The following is a 20,783-nucleotide window of genomic DNA, read 5'->3' as shown; positions in this document are numbered from 1 at the left end:
ATTCTTTTATGCTAAACGAGGATTAACTTTATTGATATTAATATCAAACTTAGAAATAGCTTCTTTTACTATTTTAGGTTTAAAATATCCACATTCAACTAATAATCCTAAAGCTGCTACTACTATATAATGAGCGTCTACTTCAAAATAATAACGTAATTTTTTTCTACTATCTGAACGACCATAACCATCTGTTCCTAACACAAAATAATATTTTGTAGGAATATATGCTCTAACTTGTTCTGCAAACAATTTCATATAATCAGTTGAGGCAATAGCTGGTGAAGAATTCATAATTTGTGAAATATAGGGAATTTTAGGTTTTTCCATTGGATGTAACAAATTCCATCTTTTACAATCCTGACCATCTCTTGCTAATTCAGTAAAGGAAGTTACACTATAAATATCCGATGATATTGAGTATTGAGAAGATAAGATCTTTGCAGCTTCACAGACACTTTGCAAAAGAGCTCCAGATCCCATTAATTGAACTTTATATTTGTTATATTCAGACTTCTTAAGTTTATAAATGCCTTTTATAATACCTATTTCAGAATTTTTAGGCATTTCAGGCATAGCATAACTTTCATTTATTGTAGTTATATAATAATAAACATTTTCTTGTTTTTTACCATACATTCTATTTAATCCATTTTGAATAATAACAGTTATCTCATACGCATAAGCAGGATCATAAGAAATACAATTAGGTACTGTTAAAGAATAAATATGACTATGCCCATCTTCATGTTGTAAACCTTCTCCATTTAATGTTGTTCTACCAGATGTTGCTCCAATCAAAAATCCTCTTGCTTGTTGATCTCCAGCTGCCCAAAATAAGTCTCCTATTCTTTGAAATCCAAACATAGAATAAAAAATGTAAAATGGAATCATTGGAAAATTATTACTACTATATGAAGTGGATGCTGCTAACCATATAGCACCAGCTCCTAATTCGTTAATTCCTTCTTGTAAAATTTGACCATTTTCTTTTTCTTTATAATATAAAAGTTGTTCTGAATCTTGAGGAATATATTTTTGACCTTTTATATTATAAATACCTATTTTTCTAAATAAACTTTCCATTCCAAACGTTCTTGCTTCGTCTGCAACAATAGGAACTAAAAAATCTTTTATTTTAGTATTTCTTAACATGATATTTAAAAATCGAACAAATGTAACAGTAGTAGAAATTTTTTTATTTTGTTTTTCTAATAACGAAGAAAAATCACTTAATAAAGGAATTTCAAAAATCTTCTCAAATTTTGCACTTCGTAAAGGTAAATATCCTCCCAACTTTTTTCGTTGATAATGTAAATAATTATACTCTTCTGAAGATTTTTTTAAAGTAACATAAGGTAATTCTGAAATTTGTTCATCTTTAACAGGAATATTAAACCGATCTCTAATATATTGTAAGTCCGAAATTTTTATTTTTTTTATCTGATGAGCAATATTTTTTCCTTCTGCTACTTTTCCCATTCCATAGCCTTTAATAGTATGAAACAATATTACTATTGGTCTACCATCTTTTTCTTTTGCTAACTTTAAGGCAGCATAAATTTTCTTAGGATCATGTCCTCCTCTATTTAATGACCAAATTTCTTCATCTGTCATATTTTTTACTAATTCTTTAGTTTCCTCATATCTTTCAAAGAAATTTTTTCGTATATAAGCACCATTTTTTGACTTAAAAGTTTGATAATTTCCATCAACAGTTTCATTCATTAATTGAATTAATTTTCCGGAAAAATCTTTTTTTAATAGTGGATCCCAACGACTACCCCATATTACTTTTATTACCTTCCATCCAGCTCCGGAAAAAATATTTTCTAATTCATGTATAATTTTTCCGTTACCCATAACTGGACCATCTAATCTCTGTAAATTACAATTAATTATAAAAATTAAATTATCTAATTTTTCTCGAGCTGCTATGGTTATAGCACCTTTTGATTCAGGTTCATCCATTTCCCCATCGCCTAGAAAAGCATACACCGTTTGATTTCTAGTATCTTTTAAGTTTCTATTATTTAGATATCTTAAAAATTTAGCTTGATATATTGCTGAAACAGGACCTAAACCCATAGAAACCGTAGGGAATTGCCAAAAATTAGGCATCAATTTAGGATGAGGATATGAAGATAATCCTATTCCATCTACTTCTTGTCTAAAATTATTCATTTGTTCTTCCGAAATACGCCCTTCTAAAAAAGCCCTAGCATATATTCCTGGAGATGCATGACCTTGAAAATATATTAAATCTCCTGGATGAAAGTCATTTTTCGCTTTAAAAAAATGATTAAAACAAACTTCATAAACAGTAGCAAATGATTGAAAAGATGATAAATGTCCTCCTAAATCCAAATTTTTTTTAGAAGCACGTAAAACCATAATGATTGCGTTCCAACGAACAAAAGAACATATTTTTTTTTCTAATAATAAGTTACCAGTATACTCAGGTTCTTTTTCTACTGAAATACTATTTATATAATTTTGAAAATAACTAAAATTTAAAAAATCAGATTTTTTTTTATAAATTTTTTGCAATACTACTGATATAAGAAACTCTGCTCTCTCTATTCCTTCATAATCAATTACTGATTGAATTGCTTCTATCCAATCTTTTGTTTCAATAGGATCCACATCTTTATTTAAATATTTTGGCATAAATAAAATTCCTTATGTATGAAACATATTTTTTATATATTACAAATTAATATACTTACATTTTTTTTCAATAAATTTAACGAAATTAATTCTGATTACCATTAATTTTTTATTTTTTAAAATTTAATTCAAAATAAATCATAAAAAAATAAAAATTTTATTTTTTTTAAAAATTAATTTTAATTAATTAAAAAACCACTTTTATGAAAAGTATTTTTTTAATTAATTAAAATTAATTTCTTTAAAAAATATATTTATTAAATATATATATTTTTTACTAGGATAAGAAAAATATATTTTTAAAAAATGTTAATGCTAACAAAAAATTATATATATAGAAAAAATTTCTATCATTTAAAAAAAATATTTTTTTTAAAAAATTTTTTGTAAAAAAGTTATTTAGCAATTGAGATTAAATAAATTAATAACAACTTCATATTTAATAATTTCGATCATTTTAAAAAACATTTTAAAAGATTCTCGTTTATACTCTAATTTAGGATCTTTTTGAGCATAGCCTCTAAGATGTATACCTTTTCTTAAATATTCCATATTCAATAAATGTTCTTTCCAAAAAAAATCTAAATTATGTAAAACTACTGATTTTTCTATTTCCTGCATTTTTTTAAAACCAATAATTTTTTTTTTCAATAAATAACAACTTTTAACTTTAGTTATTATATATTCAGTTAATTTTTTATGTTGATGTAATGATCTTATTAAATTTATTCGCTCTGAAATTAATAATGTTAGATTAAAATCTGTTTTTAATTGTCTTTCTAAGCCTACTAAATTCCAAGAATTAGAAGAAAACTTTTCAGGAACATATTTATTAATAATTTTTTTTAGTATATCTGTTATAAATAAAAGAATATTTTCACTAACTTTTTTAATAGTTAACAATGAATTTCTCTGAAAATAAATTGACTTTCGTTGATTATTAATAATATCGTCATACTCTAATAACTGTTTTCGAATTTCAAAATTTCTATATTCAACTCGTTTCTGAGCATTAGAAATAGCAATCGTAATCCATTTATGTTGGATTGCTTCATTTTCCTTTATACCTAATGTTTTTAACGTATTAATTATTCCTTTTGAAGAAAAAACACGTATTAAAGAATCTTCCATGGATAAATAGAACTGAGAAGAACCTGGATCTCCTTGTCTTCCTGACCTACCTCTAAGTTGATTGTCAACTCTTCTAGATTCATGCCTTTCTGTTCCAATAACATGCAAACCGCCTGCTTTAACTACTGTTTTATTTAATTTTTTCCAATTTTTTTTATACAAAAAAAATTTCTTATTTTTACTATATTTTTTATTAAAACTTCCACCTAAAACAATATCTGTTCCTCTGCCTGCCATATTAGTTGCAATAGTAACAGTTTCTGGTCTTCCTGCTTCTTCTATAATATTTGCTTCCTGAGAATGAAACTTAGCATTTAAAACATTATGTTTAATTCCTAAATTTTTTAATTTATTAGAAATAATTTCAGATTTTTCAATAGAAGTAGTACCTACTAATACTGGTTTTTTTTTTAAAATATTTCTTTGTATGTCAAAAATTATAGAATTAATTTTTTCTTTTTCAGTTAAATATATTAAATCAGCATAGTCTTTTCTAATCATAGGTTTATTAGTAGGAATACTAACTGTTTTTAAGTTATAAATAGAATTAAATTCAGAAGCTTCTGTTGCTGCTGTCCCCGTCATACCTGATAATTTTTTATATAATTTAAAATAATTTTGAAAAGTAATAGATGCTAGAGTTTGATTCTCATTTTGAACTTTTAGATTTTCCTTTGCTTCTATTGCTTGATGCAATCCATCCGACCATCTTCTACCTTGCATTATTCTTCCTGTATGTTCATCTACTATTATAACTTTTTTATTTTTGATAATATAATCAACATTTTTTTTATATAATATATTTGCCTTTAATGCATTATTAATATATTCCGTTAAAGTTATATTTTTTACCGTATATAACGAAGAATTTATATCAATTAACTTATGACTAACTAATAAATCTTCAACTTTTTTTAATCCTATTTCAGTTAAATGTATTTGTTTTGATTTCTCATCCACTAAAAAATATTTATTTCCTTTAAAAAAATCAAAATCTTTTTTATTTTTTTCTTTCATGTAAAAAATAATTTTATTAATTTTAGAATATATGTCTAGATTTTCTTCTTCTACTCCTGATATAATTAAGGGAGTTCTTGCCTCATCAATTAAAATAGAATCAACTTCATCTATTAAAGCATAATACAATCCGCGCTGTACTCGTTCTTTACAATCAAACACCATATTATCTCTAAGATAATCAAATCCAAATTCATTATTAGTTCCATAAGTAATATCTGAAAAATATGCTTTTCTTTTTAATTTTGAAGACATACCGGATAAATTTATCCCCACACTTAAACCTAAAAACTCAAATAAAAACTTATTTTTTCTTGCATCTCTTTGCGAAAGATAATCATTCATAGTAACTAAATGAAATCCTTTTCCTTTTAAAGCGTTTAAATACATAGGTAAAGTAGAAGTTAATGTTTTTCCTTCTCCTGTTTGCATTTCAGCAATGCATTGTTTATGTAGTATTAAACCTCCTAAAATTTGAACATCATAATGTCTCATATTTAAAATTCGTCTACTAGCTTCTCGTACAGTTGCAAATGCTTCTGGAATTAAATTTTCTAAATTTCCATTTCTTTTTAAATATTTTTTAAACTCATATGTTTTTAATTTTAACTTTTCATTAGAAAAATTTCTAAACTTTGATTCCATTGAATTAATAATTTGTACTGTTTTTTTCATTGAATTTAAAATTTTATTGCTTTGAGTACTGAATATTTTATTGAATAAATTAATTAACATGCTAACAATCTCTTATATAAATAATGTAATTACTATATTAAGATATTCTATCATTAAAAATTTTTTATTAATAACCATCAAATCTAAGAATTTATTTTTCTGTTTAACTATGTTTTTAAAATAAATTTTTTACTAAAGTTAAACATAACGAATATATAAATTATTAACTTTTTCAACTATTACATTTTTTTAATTTTCGTAAAAATTTTAATATAGTTTCAATATTTTGAATATGTTTATTTTTTAAGTATTTTACATTTTTTTAAAATATTTTTTTTTATACCTTTTCATATTTTATAAAAAAATATATCTATTCTTCTTAAAAATATTTGTATAGAAAATAAAGCTATTAAAATTTTTTTTAAAAAAACTATTTTTTTAAAATATGTAAAAAAAATTATTTTAATAAATTTTAATAAAAATATTAAACATTGGTTAAATAATTTTTGTAAAAAATTAATTGATATTTATTGTTAACAATAATTTTTTTATTTAAAAATTATTTACTATTTTTTCAAAAAAACCAATTAATTTTTTTTGCATATAAAAAATTTACATTTTTAAATAAAAAAATAAAATTTAACTAATTAACTCGTACTTTTTAAAAAACTAAGCACGAGACTTATAAAAAATTAAATTATGAAACTTTTATTAATAATTTTAGGTATTTTAAAAAAAATAGGATAGTTTACATAAACTAAATATAATCCTTTTGCTGGAAGCATGGGGCCACAAAAAATTCTATTTTTTCTTTGCAATATTTGATTCAACCAACTAATTTTTCGTTTGGATTTCCCAATTTCTAATAAAGAACCTGCTATATTTCGAACCATGTGATGCAAAAAAGAATTAGCTTTTATTTCAATTATTATAAATGATTTTTTTTTAAAAACTTTTATACTATATACTTTTTTAATAGGAGTTAACGATTGACATGAACTAGACCTAAAAGAAGAAAAATCATGTTCTCCTAATAAATATTGACTGGCTATATGCATTTTTTTAACATTTATATATTGATGAACATGTGTCGAAAAATTAAAAAATAAAGCAGATCGAAATTTAGAATTTAAAATTATATATCTATATAAACGAGATGTAGCATGATATCGAGCATTAAAGAAATCAGGTACTAATTTAATCCATCTAGCATTTATATCTTTAGGAAGGTATGAATTTACTCCTGCTATCCAAGAGAAATCTTTCCTAATAGCTGAAGTATGAAAATTAATAACCTGACCTAAACTATGTACTCCAGAATCAGTTCTTCCTGCAGAAACAACAGATACCGGATGATTAGCTATCATACTTAATGCTTTTTCTACTGTTTCCTGAACAGTAATTATTTTTTTTTGAATTTGCCATCCGTGAAACATTTCTCCATTATATTCAATTCCCATTGCAAAATTTATAAAATTTTCTCCTTATTTTTTTAAAAAAATATAAATAAATAAAACTTATATCGATAAAAAATTTTAATATAATTTCTTGATTAATAATATCAATAAATTATAATTTGTTATTATATTTTAAATTCTAAAAGTAAACATAAAAATATTTAATTTTTTTAAATAAAAAAATATTTAAAATTAAAAAAATAAAATAAATATAAATTAAATTTATATCATAATTTCAATTTTAATTGATAAATAAAATTATAAGTTTTTTAATTTTATAAAAAATTAACATTCAAACTAAGGGATAAACCGTAAAGTACTATAATGGAAAAACTATGAATAAAGAAAAAAAAAATCAATCATCTCTAAATATTTTAAACTTTTCCAAAATAAAACCATATATAAAAAAAAAAAATGAAATATATATGAATATTAATCAAATAAATCATTTTAAAAAAATTCTCAATGCATTTAGAGATTCATTAAAAAAAGAGGTCCGATCTACTATTTATAATATGTGCAATGAAAATACTAATTTTCCTGATCCAATTGATAGAGCTACCCAAGAAGAAGAGTTTAATATTCTTTTAAGAAATCGACATAGAGAACATAAACTATTAAAAAAAATAGAAAGAACTATAAAAAAAATTATATCTAATGATTTTGGATATTGTGAAACATGTGGAATTGAAATAGGGATACGTAGATTAGAAGTTTATCCAACAGCCAGTTTATGTATTGATTGTAAAACACTAGCAGAAATCCGAGAAAAACAAATGATTGGTTAAAAAATGAATTTACTAAAAAATTAGTAAAACAAGTATCTTGTTTTACTAATTTTTATTATTTGTAAAAAATATAAAAAATCATAAAATATATATTTTTTATTAAAATTTATAAATACAAAAAAAAATAAACGAAAAAATCATATTATGATTATAATAAATAAAAATAAATATAATTTATCACATAAAAAAATTAGTAAGAATGCATTAAAAGTTCTTTATAGATTAAATAAATTAGGCTATCAAGCCTATTTAGTTGGAGGAAGTATACGAGATTTACTGCTTAAAAAAAAACCAAAAGATTTTGATATTGCTACCAATGCAAAACCCAAAGAACTAAAAAAAATATTTAATAACTGTAGATTAATAGGAAAAAGATTTTTAATTGTTCATATATTTTTTACATCTGAAATTATAGAAGTCTCCACTTTTCGGAAAAAATATAAAAATAAAAAAAATATACCTTGTAAAAGAAAAAAAAATAATAATAAAATGTTATTAACTGATAATAATTTCGGAAAAATAGAAGAAGATGCTATAAATAGAGATATAACTATTAATTCTTTATATTATGATATATTTAATCGTAGTTTAAGAGATTATGTAAACGGATTTTATGATTTTAAAAAAAAAATTATTCGAATTATTGGAAATGCAGAAACAAGGTATCAAGAAGATCCTATAAGGATATTAAGAGTAGTATATTTTTCAGTTAAATTAGAAATGAAAATAGAAAAAAATACAGAAAAACCTATAAAAAAATTAATAATTTTATTAAAAAATGTTTCAAAAACTAGATTATTAAATGAAATTATTAAAATATTAATTAATGAATATGGAGAGAAAATTTATAAAAAATTAGAAAAATATAATTTTTTTAAAAAAATAATATCATTTCCATATTCATATTATAGTCAAAAAACATTGAATATGATTCATCTAATTACTATTGAAGCTATAAAAATATCAGAAAAATTAAATTTAAAAAAAAAGAAATCTGAAATTTCTTTTTTATTTTCTACAATTCTTTGGTATCCGTTATTGGACTTCGCTTTAAAAATTAAAAAACAAGAAAAAATTTCTTTTCGTACAGCATTTAAAAAATCAATACAAAAAACTATTAATAAAACATCAAAATATATATATATATCTAGAAAAAATTTTCTAATAATTAAAAATATTTGGAAGTATCAACTTGAATTTAATATTCAAAAAAACTTAATTAAAAAAAAACTAAATAAAAATATTTATTTTTTAATAAAAAATTTTTTCTTTTTAAGAAAAAAAATAATAAATATAAAAATAAACAATAAGTCGTTTTAATTTGATCAAAAAATTTTTTTTTAATACAAAAAATATATATTTTTTATAAAAAATATTAAATACATAACTTTACATAAAAAAAACTAAAAAAATATAATTTTTCCTATATATGGTAAATGACGATAACATTGTGCGTAATCAATTCCATATCCAGCTATAAATTCATCTGGAATAGAGAAACCTACATAATTAATAGGAATATTTACTTCTCTACATTCTGGTTTATCTAATAAAGTACATATTGATAAAGATCTTGGATGGCGTAAATTTAAAATTTCTAATACTTTACTTAAAGTATGTCCAGAATCTACAATATCTTCTATAATTAGTACATCCTTGTTGAAAATGTTTTCATCAAGATCTTTTAATATTTTAATCTCTTTACTAGAAAACGTTTTTTTTCCATAACTAGATATTGTCATGAAATCCACTTCATGGGCTAAAGTTATTCTTCTACATAAATCTGCCATAAAAATAAAAGAACCTCTTAATAAACCTATTAATATCATATTTTTATTGCTATTTCGATAAAAAAAACTAATTTCTTTACCTAATTCATTTATTCTAGAATGAATTTGGCTTTCAGAGATAATCTTTTCAATACTATGTTTCATAAAATTTATTAAAATTTAAAATAAAAATACTACTTTATCATCTTTTATGAAAAACTATTAACAGATTTTAATCTAACTGATTAAACATTTTATTTTTAATATATTTAAATAAATTTTTAATTAAAAAATTAATATAAAAAGAATTGTTCTTTTTAAAAATATTAATTACTTATTCACATTTTTTATTAATTCATAAATAGACTATAAAGTCTGAAATAAAAACATATGCTATACTATATACAATAATAAAAAATTAGAAAAAATCGTTCTTAATTGAATTATTTTTTTTAATTTCAACATAAATATAAAATTTATTACTATATAAATATATATGTCATAAAATAACTTATTTGTATAATATTTTACCTTAATTCAGTGTAAATTTATTACACAAATTTGGGAGAATTTAAATTATGAGAGTGTTAAAGTTTGGTGGAACATCTTTAAGTAATGTAAAAAAATTTTTCATTGTTAAAAACATTATTAAAGAAAAAATTAGAAATGAACAAATAAGCGTTGTGTTATCAGCTCCAGAAAAAATAACAAACTACTTAGTTGAATCAATTCAAATTGCTAAAATAAAAAAAAATTTAGTTCAATTGCATTTAATTGAATCAATCATCAATAAATTTTTATTTGAACTAAAAAAAAAGTTATCACCAAAAATTTTTGAAGAATTAAAAAAAGAAATAGAAAAAGAAATAATAAAGTTAAAAACCGCATTAAATACCGTATCTTCACTAAATCAATGCCCTGGTTACTTAACTCCTATTATTATTAGTCGTGGAGAAATATTTTCTATTCTTATAATGAATTCTATTTTAAAATCTGAAAATTATAAAGTTACAGTTATTGATCCTGTTAAAACCTTAATAGGAATAGGGGATAATCTAAATGCAACCATTGATATTGATAAATCGAAAAATAAAATAAAAGAATTAAAAATTCCTAAAAAAAATATAATTCTTATGGCTGGATTTATAGCTGGAAACAAAGAAAAAAGATTAGTAGCATTAGGAAGAAATGGATCTGATTATTCAGCAGCTATTTTATCTGTTTGCCTAGAAGCAAAATATTGTGAAATTTGGACTGATGTAGATGGAGTTTTTACTGCAGATCCTAAAATTGTGCAAGATGCTAAACTATTAAAATTTTTAACATACTCAGAAGCTATGGAACTATCAAATTTAGGTGCTACTGTTTTACATCCGAAAACTATTTCTCCCTTATCTAAATTTAATATTCCGTGTATTATTAAAAATACTTTAAATCAAAATGAAGAAGGGACAATAATCAAAAATTTTTCTGAAGAAAGCATTCCCAGTATAAAGGGAGTAACTTCTCTTAACAATATAACAATGTTTAGTATTTCTGGATCAGAAAAAATAGCAACATATAACTTAACAAGAAAAATTTTTTCAAAAATATCTCAAAAAAAAATATCTCCTATTTTAATATTACAAAATTATTCTAATGGAAATCTTGATATCTGTATTTCTGATAACGAATTAGAAAAAACTTTTGAAATTTTAAAAAATGAACTTTCGATTGAATTAAAAAATACGTTAATTAACCCTATTAAAGTAATAAAAAATACGGCTATTATTTCTATAATAGGAAATAAATTTCAATTGAAAAAAAATATTTATTTAAATATTTTTTTAGGATTACAAAAAAATAAGGTGAACATTTTAGCAATTTCAAAGAATTTATCCCAAAATTCTATTTCTATAGTAATAAAAAAATCTGATGTAATTGAAACCATACAAAATATACATCATTCTTTATTTAATAAAAACTATAAAATTATTGAAGTTTTTTTAGTAGGTATTGGAGGTGTAGGAAACACGTTACTTAATCAATTAAAAAAACAACAAAAAATATTACAACATAAAAATATACATATTAAATTATGTTCAATTTCTAATAGTAAAAAAACAATTTTTAATGAAAAGGGAATAAATTTAAATAATTGGGTAAAAGAATTTCAAAAAAGTAAATCTTCATTTAACTTAAATAACTTATTAGAAAAAATTAAAAATAACAAATTTATAAATCCTGTATTTATAGACTGTACTTCTAGCGAAGAAATAGCAAAAGAATATGTTAATATCCTTTTACATCATGTACATATAGTTGCTTCAAACAAAAAAGCTAATACCTGTTGTAACCAACTTTATCAAAATATCCGATTAACTGCTAAGAAATACGATTTAAAATTTTTATACGAAACAAATGTTGGAGCAGGTTTACCAGTCATAGAAAATTTTCAAAATTTACTTAATTCTGGAGATAAATTAATTCAATTTAGAGGTATTTTATCTGGTTCATTATCGTTTATATTTGGAAAATTAGAACAAGGTATTTCTTTATCTAAAGCTACTATAATGGCAAAAGAATTAGGATTTACAGAACCTCATCCTCAAGATGATCTATCAGGAATCGATGTAGCAAGAAAATTATTAATTCTAGCTCGAGAAGTTGGCCATAATTTAGAATTATCTGATATTGAAATTGAATCGCTTTTACCAAAAAATTTTAATTTTAACTTAAACTTAAACGATTTTTTTATTGAACTAAAAAAATTAGACATTCTATTTTTTAAGCGAATATTTGAAGCAAAAAAAGAAAATAAAATTCTTCGTTTTGTTGGTATAATAGAAAAAAATGGAAAATGTAAAGTTAAAATTCAAAAAATAGGAAAAAGTGATCCGTTATATTCCATTAAAAATGGAGAGAATGCACTTGCTTTTTATACTCAATATTATCAACCAAATCCATTAGTATTAAAAGGATATGGTGCTGGGAATAATGTTACTGCAGCTGGAGTGTTTTCTGATTTATTACGAACATTATCATATAATTTAGGAACATAAAATGATAAAAATTTATTCTCCTGCTTCTATTGGTAACGTAGGAGTAGGTTTTGACATATTAGGCGCAGCTCTAGCACCAATCGATGGTTCTTTACTTGGAGATTGTGTAATTATTAAATCTTCTAAAAAATTTAAATTAATAAATCAAGGAAAGTTTTCTAATCAACTACCCAAAAATATTGAAGATAATATAGCATGGAAATGTTGGAGTTATTTTAAAAAAATAACTAATTTAAAAATTTTTTTTAGTATTACATTAGAAAAAAATATGCCTATTGGATCAGGTTTAGGATCTAGTGCTTGTTCTATTGTATCAACATTAGTTGCTATGAATAAATTTTGTAATAACCCTTTAACTTCTAAAGAATTATTAATTTTAATGGGAAAATTAGAAGGTAAAATTTCGGGTAGCATACATTATGATAATGTAGCTCCTTGCTATTTAGGAGGATTACAACTAGTTATTGAGAATAATAATATTATTAGTCAATCTATTCCTTACTTTAAAAAATGGTTTTGGATTGTTGCATGGCCAGGAGTAAAAATACCTACAGAAAAAGCAAGAAAAATTTTACCTAAAATGTATGAAAAAAAAATATGTATAAAACACAGTCAAAACCTTGCAGGATTTATTCATGCATCTCATAGCGGACAGGAAGAATTAGCAGCAAAATTAATGATTGATCTTATTGCTGAACCATATCGAATTAATTCATTACCTAATTTTTTATATATAAAAAAAAATGTAAAAAATATAGGTGCTATTAGTTTTGGAATTTCTGGATCAGGACCTACGTTATTTGCAATTTCTGAAAATATTTCTATTGCAAAAAAAATAGCTTATTGGCTATCTAAAAATTATCTAAAAAATGATGAAGGATTTGTACATATTTGTAAATTAGACTCAATAGGAACTCGAATAATAAGGTAAGAAATGAAACTATATAATCTAAAAGATCATACTGAAAAAGTAAAATTTTCAAAAGCAGTTAAATTAGGATTAGGTAGTCAACAAGGCTTATTTTTTCCCAAAGACTTACCCATCATTAAAAAAGAAAAATTATCTGCACTGCTAAAAATGAATTTTATCTCTAGAAGTAGTAAAATTCTTTCTAAATTTATTAAAAATGAAATAAAACCAATAGAATTAGAAAAAAGAATTAAAAAAGCATTTTTATTTTCAGGACCTAAAATAGTACAAGTTACTAGTAATATAGCATGTTTGGAATTATTTCATGGTCCAACTTTAGCATTTAAAGATTTTGGTGCTCGTTTTATGGCTCAAATGTTATCTCATTTAAATAACAAAAATGAAATAGTTACTATTTTAACAGCAACGTCAGGAGATACTGGAGCAGCAGTAGCTCATGCTTTTTATAAAATGAAAAACGTAAAAGTAGTCATTCTTTATCCAAAGGGTAAAATAAGTGAATTACAAGAAAAATTATTCTGTACTCTTGGAGAAAATATAACAACTATTGCTATAAATGGTAGTTTCGATGAATGTCAAGCTTTAGTCAAACAAGCATTTAATGATCAAGAACTAAAAACAATTACAGGGTTAAATTCAGCTAATTCAATAAATATAAGCAGATTATTAGCTCAAATTTGCTACTATTTTGAAGCATTTGCTTTAATTCCAAAACAAAAAAATATCAAATTAGTCATTTCTGTACCTTGCGGAAATTTTGGAAATTTAACAGCTGGGTTGTTAGCAAAATCATTAGGACTGCCTATCAAATCATTTATAGCAGCTACTAATTCTAATGATACGGTGCCTAGATTTCTTAAAAATGGAATTTGGGAACCAAAAAATACCATTTCAACTATATCTAATGCTATGGATATCAGTAGACCAAATAATTGGCCTAGAGTTGAAGAGTTATTTAGAAGAAAAAAATGGGATTTAAAAGAATTAGGATTTGGAAGCGTTTCTGACAATGAAACTGTTGCAACTCTAAAAGAGTTATCAAAATTAGGTTATGATTCCGAACCTCATGCTGCTATTGCTTATAAATTATTAAAACAAAAAATAAAACCAAATGAATTCGGATTATTTTTAGGAACAGCACACCCGGCAAAATTTAAACAAACAATTGAAAAAATTTTAAAAAAAGAGATTTTACTTCCAAAAGTATTAGAAAATAGATATAAACTTCCTTCGTTATCACATAACATGCGTCCAAACTTTTTTAAGTTAAGAAAATTTTTATTAGAAAAATGATTTCTTTTCGATTTTATTAGAGGGGAAAATTCCTCTAATAAAAAATTTAATTTTAAATAAAAATTTTTATACTTTAAATAATATTTGTAAAATATCTGCATCATTAACAATATAATTTTTTCCTTCACTTCTAAATTTACCTGCGGATTTTACGTTTTTTTCTCCTTTAAAACTTATAAAATCAAGATATGACATAACTTTTGCTCTAATAAATCCTTTTTTTAAATCAGAATGAATTTTTTTAGCTGCATTAATAACAGTAGTATTTTTTTTAATAATCCATGCTCTCGATTCTTTTGGACCAACAGTAAAAAATGTATGTAATTTTAATAAATTTAAACTTATATCTATAATATTACTCAAAATATTTTTTTTTTGATCTAAATAATTAATAGTTTTGTTTTTTAAACTATTTTTTAATAAATTTCCATCCTCTGGTTTTTTATCGTTAGATAATGATATAGGAATAGATATAATTTTTTCTTTTTTCAAGTAATCTTTTATTTTTTTATATATCTCATTACTTTTAAAAGAATTATCTATATTTGCAACATACATAATTGGTTTTAGAGTAAGAAATTTAAATTCTTTGGCATAGTTTTTTTCTTCTATACTCAAACTCATATTTCTTAAAGTACAAAATTTTTCTAAATATTGAATACATTTTTTTAAAAAAAATACTTTTTTCGTATCTTTAAAATTATTTTTTTTTTCTTGCTTTTTGATGTTTAGTATATTTTTTTCACAAAAGTTTAAATCTGATAGAGCTAATTCAGTATTTATTACTTCTATATCATAAATAGGATTTATTGAGTTATGCACATGAATAATATTTTTATTTTCAAAACAACGAACAACATGGATAATAGCATCAATTTCTTTTATATGGCTTAAAAATTGATTTCCTAATCCTTCTCCTTTCGATGCTCCTTTAACTAATCCCGCTATATCAACAAACTTTATATATGTATAAATTATTTTTTTTGAATTAGCTATTTTTGCAATTTTTAGTAATCGATTATCAATAACAGGAGAAATTCCTATATTTGGATGAATAGTACAAAAAGGATAATTTTCCGCCGGAATATTCGATTTAGTTAAAAGGTTAAATAACGTAGACTTACCTACATTAGGAAGACCAATGAGACCACATTTCACACTCATTTTTCCTCTAGTTAAATATTTATTTGAAAAATTTTTATTTTTTATTACTTTTTTAAAAAAAAATAAAAACATTATTTTTTTAATTTAGATTTCTATTGATGGAAAAACTATTCCAATTTTTTTTTAATTGATTTAAATTATAAATAATTGATTTTATCGATTCATAAATTTTATTTTTTTCTATATAAGTAAACTTTGACAATACGTATTCGACTATTTCTGATCTTTCTAAAGGTCTTCCTATACCAATAGCTATACGTTTAAAAATATTTCCTGAACCTATATTTTTAATTATATTTCTAAGACCATTATGCCCGTTATGTCCAATTCCATTCTTAAATCGAACATCACCTATTGATAAATCTAATTCATCATGAAAAATTAACATATCTTTAATTTTAATATTATATATACGCAAAGCAGAAAAAATTGAACTTCCGCAAATATTTATAAACGTATTTGGAATTAATAAATACATCTGGTTATATACGCCTATATAACCAATTTTTTTTTTAATTTTAATTTTATAGAATAGTAATTAGCTATCCACTGAATACATTGAGAACCAATATTATGTCTAGTACCATTATACTTAGATATTGGATTTCCAAGACCCACTAAAATTTTACAACTGTTCAAAACATTTCCTTAAAATTTAATTCAATACCAGAATATTTGGTTTTATTAAAATATATTTTTAATAGTATAGTAAAAATACTTTTAAAAATATTGTTTAAATATTTTTTAATAAAAAACGACGCTCTGCTTCTTCCCAATTTACAATATTCCAATACGATTTTATATATTCTATTCTTCTATTTTTATATTTTAAATAATAAGCATGTTCCCATATATCTAAACAAATTATAGGATTGCCAAAAAAACCATTAATTTTTTCTCCCATTAAGGGATTGTTTTGATTTATAGTAGTTACTATTTTTAGTTTTCCTAAACTATTTATTAACCATATCCATCCAGATCCAAAATGTTTTAATGCAGCTTCTTCAAACAAACTAACGAAATTTTCAAAAGAAGAAAATTGTTTTTTTATAGCCAATTTAAGATTTCCATTAAGTTTAGTACCTAATTTTAAATTTAGCCAAAATAAACTATGATTAATATGTCCTCCTAAGTTATTTTTTAAACTTTCTTTTTCTTCTATATCTATTGTTTGTAAATTTTTAATTAATTCACTTGCTGAATATGTTAAATAACAAGTATTTGCTAAAATTCTATTTACGTTATCTATATAAGTCTGATGGTGTCTAGTATGATGTATTTCCATTGTTTCTTTATCAATATAAGGCTCTAAACTATCGTATGAATATAATAATTTTGGTAATTTATAACTCATTTTTTTCACCATTAAAAATTAAAAAGAATAAATATTAAATTTTTTTTTTTTCGAAAATTATAACATATTTTATATATTACTTCTATTAAAAAATTTTTATTGATTTTTTCTTTAAAAATTGATCTTTTAAAAAAAATATTATTGATATAATATAAAAAAATGTTAATTTTAAAAATAAAAATCATAATTTTTCTTAATTTTTTTATGTTTATGTAAGAAAGATAAATTTATTAATAATGAGATAATCAAAATATGTTTGTAAATAAAGAATTAAATTCTCTTCATAATAGATTTCGCAGTTTTTATCCTGTCGTCATAGATTTAGAAACAGCAGGATTTAATCCTAAAAAAGATGCAATATTAGAAATTGCTATGGTTACTCTATCTATGAATACAGAGGGATGGCTTGAAAAAGAACAAACTATCCATTTTAACATTGAACCTTTTAAAGGTTCTAATATTCAATCAGAAGCTTTAGCTTTTAATAAAATTGATCCTTTTAACCCTTTAAGAGGTGCTGTAACTGAAAAAATAGCTCTAAAAACAATATTTAAAATAGTAAGAAAGGGAATAAAAACTAAAAATTGTTCAAGAGCAATTATTGTTGCTCACAATGCTAATTTTGATCATAACTTTTTGATGGCCGCATCAAAAAGAGCAAATTTTAAAAAAAATCCATTTCATCCATTTGCTACATTTGACACCGCTGCATTAAGCGGATTAGTTTTAGGACAAACTGTACTTGCCAAAGCGTGTAAAATAGCAGGAATAACTTTTGATAACAATCAAGCTCATTCTGCAGAATATGATACTATCCAAACAGCTAATTTATTTTGTGAATTAGTTAATAGATGGAAGCGTTTAGGAGGATGGCCTCCTATAAATACTGAAACTAACACCCCTATTATAAAATAATAATAATCTTTATAAATTAATAAATATATTTAAAAAAATTAAAGAATAATTTTTATTGCTTATCTGTATTATTAATTAATTTTTGAAGTTCACCACTTTCAAACATTTTTACGATAATGCTACAACCTCCTATTAGGGTTTCATTAATCCATAATTGAGGAAAGGTTGGCCAATTAGAAAACTCTGGTAAAGCACTTCTAATATCTGGATTTTCTAATACATCTACGTATAAAAATTTTTTCTTACATTTTAATAAAATTTCCGAAGCTTTAGAAGAAAATCCACAACTGGGTTTAGTAGGGGTTCCCTTCATATATAATACTATAGAATTCTCTTTTATTTGAGATTTAATTTTATTAATTGCATCCATAAGTTTTTTTTATTTATTATATAAGTGATTTTACTTAATAAGTATTCTATCATTAATAAAATTTTTAAAATAGTATTTTATAAAAATAAAATTTTTAAAATTTTTTTTAAAAATGTTTCGACTTTTAAAGTAAAATCAAGTAGTATATCTCACTTGCAAGTATGGGGGCTGATTTATGGATTTGACAAAATTATTGAAAACTGAAGAGCATGTCGAGGGTTGGTTTGCCTCGTTAAAAAACCAAAAAAAATAGTTGCAAAAAAAGAAAATTACGCTTTAGCAGCTTAATAAACTGTTTTAAAGCCTTTCTTTCAAAATTTTTTTCTCTTTATATTTTGATAAATAGAAAGATAATTCCAAAAGAGATTACATAAAAAGTTTTGCTTAATACTTTTATGTATAACTTAATTAAGCAAAATTTTAATTTTGTGTCTATTCAAAATTAAAAATTATTTTATAAATAGAATAAACATGTAGTTTCTGATGTCGTAAAAATTTTGGACGCGGGTTCGAATCCCGCCAGCTCCAAAGAAATCATTAAAAAATACTTTTTTTTTTATTAAATAAAAAAAAGAATCAAAATACTCTTTTTAAACATTAAAAATAATACTTTATTAGTTAAATAACGTTATACAAAAAAATTAATTTATTGTTAATAACATTAAAAATGTTAATACAAATAAAAATTAAAAAAAAATATTTATTTTAAAGAAAAATATTGTTTATTATAAACATATTTAATGTATTATCTGATTTCTTTAAATTTTTACCTTAAAAAGTTTTTTATTAGATATATCTCAAATTTTTTATAGGAAAAATTATTTTAAAAAAACGGTCAACTAAAAATAAAAAATGAAAAATTTAAATAAAAATGAATTGAATATTCAGAATATTAATAATATTTTAAAAAAAAATAAAAAAATAAAACAAGAAATTATTAATAATTTTAAGAAAAAGATACTAGAAATTCAAAAAAAAAATATAGATATTCAATTACGCGAACAAGCTAAAATAGAAAATTTTAAAAAAAATTCTGAAAAAGAAATAAATACTATTCGATCAGATATAAAAAAAGAATTTTCTCTTAAATTACTAACAGTTGTAGATAGTGCAGAAGAAATATTAAATGATTTAAATTTATTAAATGATAAAAATATTACTGAAGGGATTTTAATAACTTTAAAATCTTTTTTGAAAACAATAAATAACTTTGGAATTAAAGAAGAAGGAAAAATTAATCAAAAATTTAATTCTAAATTTCATATAAAAATATCCGAAAAAAAAAATAAATCAACTGAAATTGGTATTATAACTTCTATTATTAAAAAAGGTTATACCTTAGACGGAAAAAAATTAAGAAAAGCTTTAGTCGAAATTTCAAAAAATTAATAAAAAATTTTTTTATAATTTAATACAATGTTTTTTTTGAATACTTGAATGGGAGAATAGACCAATCAATAGGTTTTTCTCCTTTAGAAAGTAGAATTCTATTGGTTTTTGAAAAATGTTTACAACCTATGAATCCTCTATTTACTGAAAATGGAGAGGGATGGGATGTTTGTAGTACATAATGTTTTTGAAGGTTAATTTGAGAAATTTTTTTTTGAGCATATAGTCCCCAAAGTAAAAAAACCACTCCTAATTTATGCTTACTAATAATAGAAATTACTAAATCAGTAAATTTTTCCCATCCTATTCCTTTATGAGAACCTGGTTTATTCTCTTCTACTGTTAAAATTGTATTTAATAATAAAACCCCTTGATTAGCCCAATTTTCTAAAGAACCATTATTTTTTGCAATTAAAACGTCTTTTAAATCACAAGATAATTCTCTAAATATATTTTTTAAAGAAGGAGGAATTTTATTTCCACAAGAAACAGAAAAGGCAAGTCCATCTGCTTGATTTTTATTATGATACGGATCTTGTCCTAAAATAACCACTTTTAAATTTTTAAAAGATGTTAAAAATAAAGATCTAAATACTTTTTTTTGTTCGGGAAAAATATTTTTTATTTCTCTTTCTTGAGAAATAAATTTCATTAATTTTATGAAGTATTTTTTTTTTTTTCTTGATGTAAAAAGTATTTCCAACTAAATTTTTTATTTTCTTTCATTATCTTTCCTAACATATAATTAATAATTATAAATTATCTATTTCATACTAAAAAAAAATCTTTGTCTATCAAAAATTATAATTTTTTTATTAA

General features: G+C 22.5%; 16 protein-coding genes, 1 other RNA gene and 1 pseudogene. 8 read left to right on the top strand and 10 right to left on the bottom strand.

Features of this window, described 5'->3' with window-relative positions:
* Nucleotides 1-6: 6 nt before the first annotated feature.
* The 3 genes and pseudogenes from aceE to truA all read right to left on the bottom strand — a co-directional run bounded on the left by aceE (nt 7) and on the right by truA (nt 6,953).
* Nucleotides 7-2,670, bottom strand: a complete 2,664-nt coding sequence (gene aceE, locus AB4W62_RS00910; protein WP_367680076.1) for a pyruvate dehydrogenase (acetyl-transferring), homodimeric type — start codon at nt 2,668-2,670, stop codon at nt 7-9.
* A gap of 405 nt (nt 2,671-3,075) precedes the next feature.
* Nucleotides 3,076-5,553: pseudogene (secA, locus tag AB4W62_RS00905) on the bottom strand (preprotein translocase subunit SecA); the annotation flags it as partial.
* Nucleotides 5,554-6,185: 632 nt separating this feature from the next.
* On the bottom strand, nt 6,186-6,953 hold the full coding sequence (truA, locus tag AB4W62_RS00900) for a tRNA pseudouridine(38-40) synthase TruA (protein ID WP_367680075.1): 768 nt from the start codon (nt 6,951-6,953) through the stop codon (nt 6,186-6,188).
* 332 nt (nt 6,954-7,285) lie between these two features.
* Here truA and dksA point away from each other — a divergent pair, with 332 nt between their 5' ends.
* The gene (dksA, locus tag AB4W62_RS00895; protein ID WP_367680074.1) at nt 7,286-7,738 is read left to right on the top strand and encodes an RNA polymerase-binding protein DksA; all 453 of its coding nucleotides are present in this window, start codon (nt 7,286-7,288) and stop codon (nt 7,736-7,738) included.
* A gap of 144 nt (nt 7,739-7,882) precedes the next feature.
* On the top strand, nt 7,883-9,058 hold the full coding sequence (pcnB, locus tag AB4W62_RS00890) for a polynucleotide adenylyltransferase PcnB (protein WP_367680073.1): 1,176 nt from the start codon (nt 7,883-7,885) through the stop codon (nt 9,056-9,058).
* A gap of 83 nt (nt 9,059-9,141) precedes the next feature.
* Here pcnB and hpt read toward each other — a convergent pair whose 3' ends face one another.
* Nucleotides 9,142-9,672 carry a hypoxanthine phosphoribosyltransferase gene (gene hpt / locus AB4W62_RS00885; RefSeq protein WP_367680072.1) on the bottom strand — a complete coding sequence of 177 codons (531 nt, stop codon included), beginning with the start codon at nt 9,670-9,672 and terminating at the stop codon, nt 9,142-9,144.
* A gap of 413 nt (nt 9,673-10,085) precedes the next feature.
* Between hpt and thrA the strand changes: the two genes are divergently transcribed.
* From thrA to thrC, 3 genes are read left to right on the top strand one after another with little or no spacing between them, the layout of a single operon-like run.
* The gene (thrA, locus tag AB4W62_RS00880) at nt 10,086-12,548 is read left to right on the top strand and encodes a bifunctional aspartate kinase/homoserine dehydrogenase I (RefSeq protein ID WP_367680071.1); all 2,463 of its coding nucleotides are present in this window, start codon (nt 10,086-10,088) and stop codon (nt 12,546-12,548) included.
* 1 nt (nt 12,549) lies between these two features.
* The gene (gene thrB / locus AB4W62_RS00875) at nt 12,550-13,479 is read left to right on the top strand and encodes a homoserine kinase (protein ID WP_367680070.1); all 930 of its coding nucleotides are present in this window, start codon (nt 12,550-12,552) and stop codon (nt 13,477-13,479) included.
* Nucleotides 13,480-13,482: 3 nt separating this feature from the next.
* Complete coding sequence (thrC, locus tag AB4W62_RS00870; RefSeq protein WP_367680069.1) at nt 13,483-14,772, top strand: threonine synthase; 1,290 nt, start codon at nt 13,483-13,485, stop codon at nt 14,770-14,772.
* A 66-nt stretch (nt 14,773-14,838) separates the two neighbouring features.
* On the opposite strand, the gene ychF is transcribed toward thrC, so the two are convergent.
* The 4 genes from ychF to AB4W62_RS00850 all read right to left on the bottom strand — a co-directional run bounded on the left by ychF (nt 14,839) and on the right by AB4W62_RS00850 (nt 17,290).
* Nucleotides 14,839-15,936 carry a redox-regulated ATPase YchF gene (gene ychF / locus AB4W62_RS00865; protein ID WP_367680068.1) on the bottom strand — a complete coding sequence of 366 codons (1,098 nt, stop codon included), beginning with the start codon at nt 15,934-15,936 and terminating at the stop codon, nt 14,839-14,841.
* Between the two features lie 79 nt (nt 15,937-16,015).
* On the bottom strand, nt 16,016-16,432 hold the full coding sequence (gene pth, locus AB4W62_RS00860) for an aminoacyl-tRNA hydrolase (RefSeq protein WP_367680133.1): 417 nt from the start codon (nt 16,430-16,432) through the stop codon (nt 16,016-16,018).
* Nucleotides 16,429-16,575 (bottom strand): hypothetical protein, encoded by a 147-nt coding sequence (locus AB4W62_RS00855; protein WP_367680067.1) that lies wholly within the window; start codon nt 16,573-16,575, stop codon nt 16,429-16,431. Before AB4W62_RS00855 ends, pth begins: the two co-directional genes overlap by 4 nt.
* 94 nt (nt 16,576-16,669) lie before the next feature.
* Entirely contained in the window at nt 16,670-17,290 is a 621-nt protein-coding gene (locus AB4W62_RS00850; protein ID WP_367680066.1) for a Fe-Mn family superoxide dismutase, read from the bottom strand.
* Between the two features lie 252 nt (nt 17,291-17,542).
* Here AB4W62_RS00850 and rnt point away from each other — a divergent pair, with 252 nt between their 5' ends.
* Complete coding sequence (gene rnt, locus AB4W62_RS00845) at nt 17,543-18,205, top strand: ribonuclease T (protein ID WP_367680065.1); 663 nt, start codon at nt 17,543-17,545, stop codon at nt 18,203-18,205.
* 52 nt (nt 18,206-18,257) lie between these two features.
* Here rnt and grxD read toward each other — a convergent pair whose 3' ends face one another.
* On the bottom strand, nt 18,258-18,575 hold the full coding sequence (grxD, locus tag AB4W62_RS00840) for a Grx4 family monothiol glutaredoxin (protein WP_367680064.1): 318 nt from the start codon (nt 18,573-18,575) through the stop codon (nt 18,258-18,260).
* Between the two features lie 164 nt (nt 18,576-18,739).
* Here grxD and ssrA point away from each other — a divergent pair.
* Both ssrA and grpE read left to right on the top strand, forming a co-directional pair.
* Nucleotides 18,740-19,104: a transfer-messenger RNA gene (ssrA, locus tag AB4W62_RS00835) on the top strand.
* Between the two features lie 323 nt (nt 19,105-19,427).
* Nucleotides 19,428-19,964, top strand: a complete 537-nt coding sequence (gene grpE, locus AB4W62_RS00830; protein WP_367680063.1) for a nucleotide exchange factor GrpE — start codon at nt 19,428-19,430, stop codon at nt 19,962-19,964.
* Between the two features lie 19 nt (nt 19,965-19,983).
* Here grpE and ung read toward each other — a convergent pair whose 3' ends face one another.
* Complete coding sequence (ung, locus tag AB4W62_RS00825) at nt 19,984-20,616, bottom strand: uracil-DNA glycosylase (RefSeq protein ID WP_367680062.1); 633 nt, start codon at nt 20,614-20,616, stop codon at nt 19,984-19,986.
* Between the last annotated feature and the right edge of the window lie 167 nt (nt 20,617-20,783).

This window comes from Buchnera aphidicola (Mindarus abietinus), from assembly GCF_964059085.1.
GTDB classification, from domain to species: Bacteria; Pseudomonadota; Gammaproteobacteria; order Enterobacterales; family Enterobacteriaceae; genus Buchnera_A; species Buchnera_A aphidicola_C.
The sequence above is the reverse complement of the archived record's forward strand: the minus strand, read 5'-3'. Positions and strand labels throughout refer to the sequence as shown.

Bases quoted from the DNA above. Each gene is read 5' to 3' on its own strand.
- aceE (WP_367680076.1), bottom strand. From the start codon at position 2,670: ATGCCAAAATATTTAAATAAAGATGTGGATCCTATTGAAACAAAAGAT.
- truA (WP_367680075.1), bottom strand. From the start codon at position 6,953: ATGGGAATTGAATATAATGGAGAAATGTTTCACGGATGGCAAATTCAA.
- dksA (WP_367680074.1), top strand. From the start codon at position 7,286: ATGAATAAAGAAAAAAAAAATCAATCATCTCTAAATATTTTAAACTTT.
- pcnB (WP_367680073.1), top strand. From the start codon at position 7,883: ATGATTATAATAAATAAAAATAAATATAATTTATCACATAAAAAAATT.
- hpt (WP_367680072.1), bottom strand. From the start codon at position 9,672: ATGAAACATAGTATTGAAAAGATTATCTCTGAAAGCCAAATTCATTCT.
- thrA (WP_367680071.1), top strand. From the start codon at position 10,086: ATGAGAGTGTTAAAGTTTGGTGGAACATCTTTAAGTAATGTAAAAAAA.
- thrB (WP_367680070.1), top strand. From the start codon at position 12,550: ATGATAAAAATTTATTCTCCTGCTTCTATTGGTAACGTAGGAGTAGGT.
- thrC (WP_367680069.1), top strand. From the start codon at position 13,483: ATGAAACTATATAATCTAAAAGATCATACTGAAAAAGTAAAATTTTCA.
- ychF (WP_367680068.1), bottom strand. From the start codon at position 15,936: ATGAGTGTGAAATGTGGTCTCATTGGTCTTCCTAATGTAGGTAAGTCT.
- AB4W62_RS00850 (WP_367680066.1), bottom strand. From the start codon at position 17,290: ATGAGTTATAAATTACCAAAATTATTATATTCATACGATAGTTTAGAG.
- rnt (WP_367680065.1), top strand. From the start codon at position 17,543: ATGTTTGTAAATAAAGAATTAAATTCTCTTCATAATAGATTTCGCAGT.
- grxD (WP_367680064.1), bottom strand. From the start codon at position 18,575: ATGGATGCAATTAATAAAATTAAATCTCAAATAAAAGAGAATTCTATA.
- grpE (WP_367680063.1), top strand. From the start codon at position 19,428: ATGAAAAATTTAAATAAAAATGAATTGAATATTCAGAATATTAATAAT.
- ung (WP_367680062.1), bottom strand. From the start codon at position 20,616: ATGAAATTTATTTCTCAAGAAAGAGAAATAAAAAATATTTTTCCCGAA.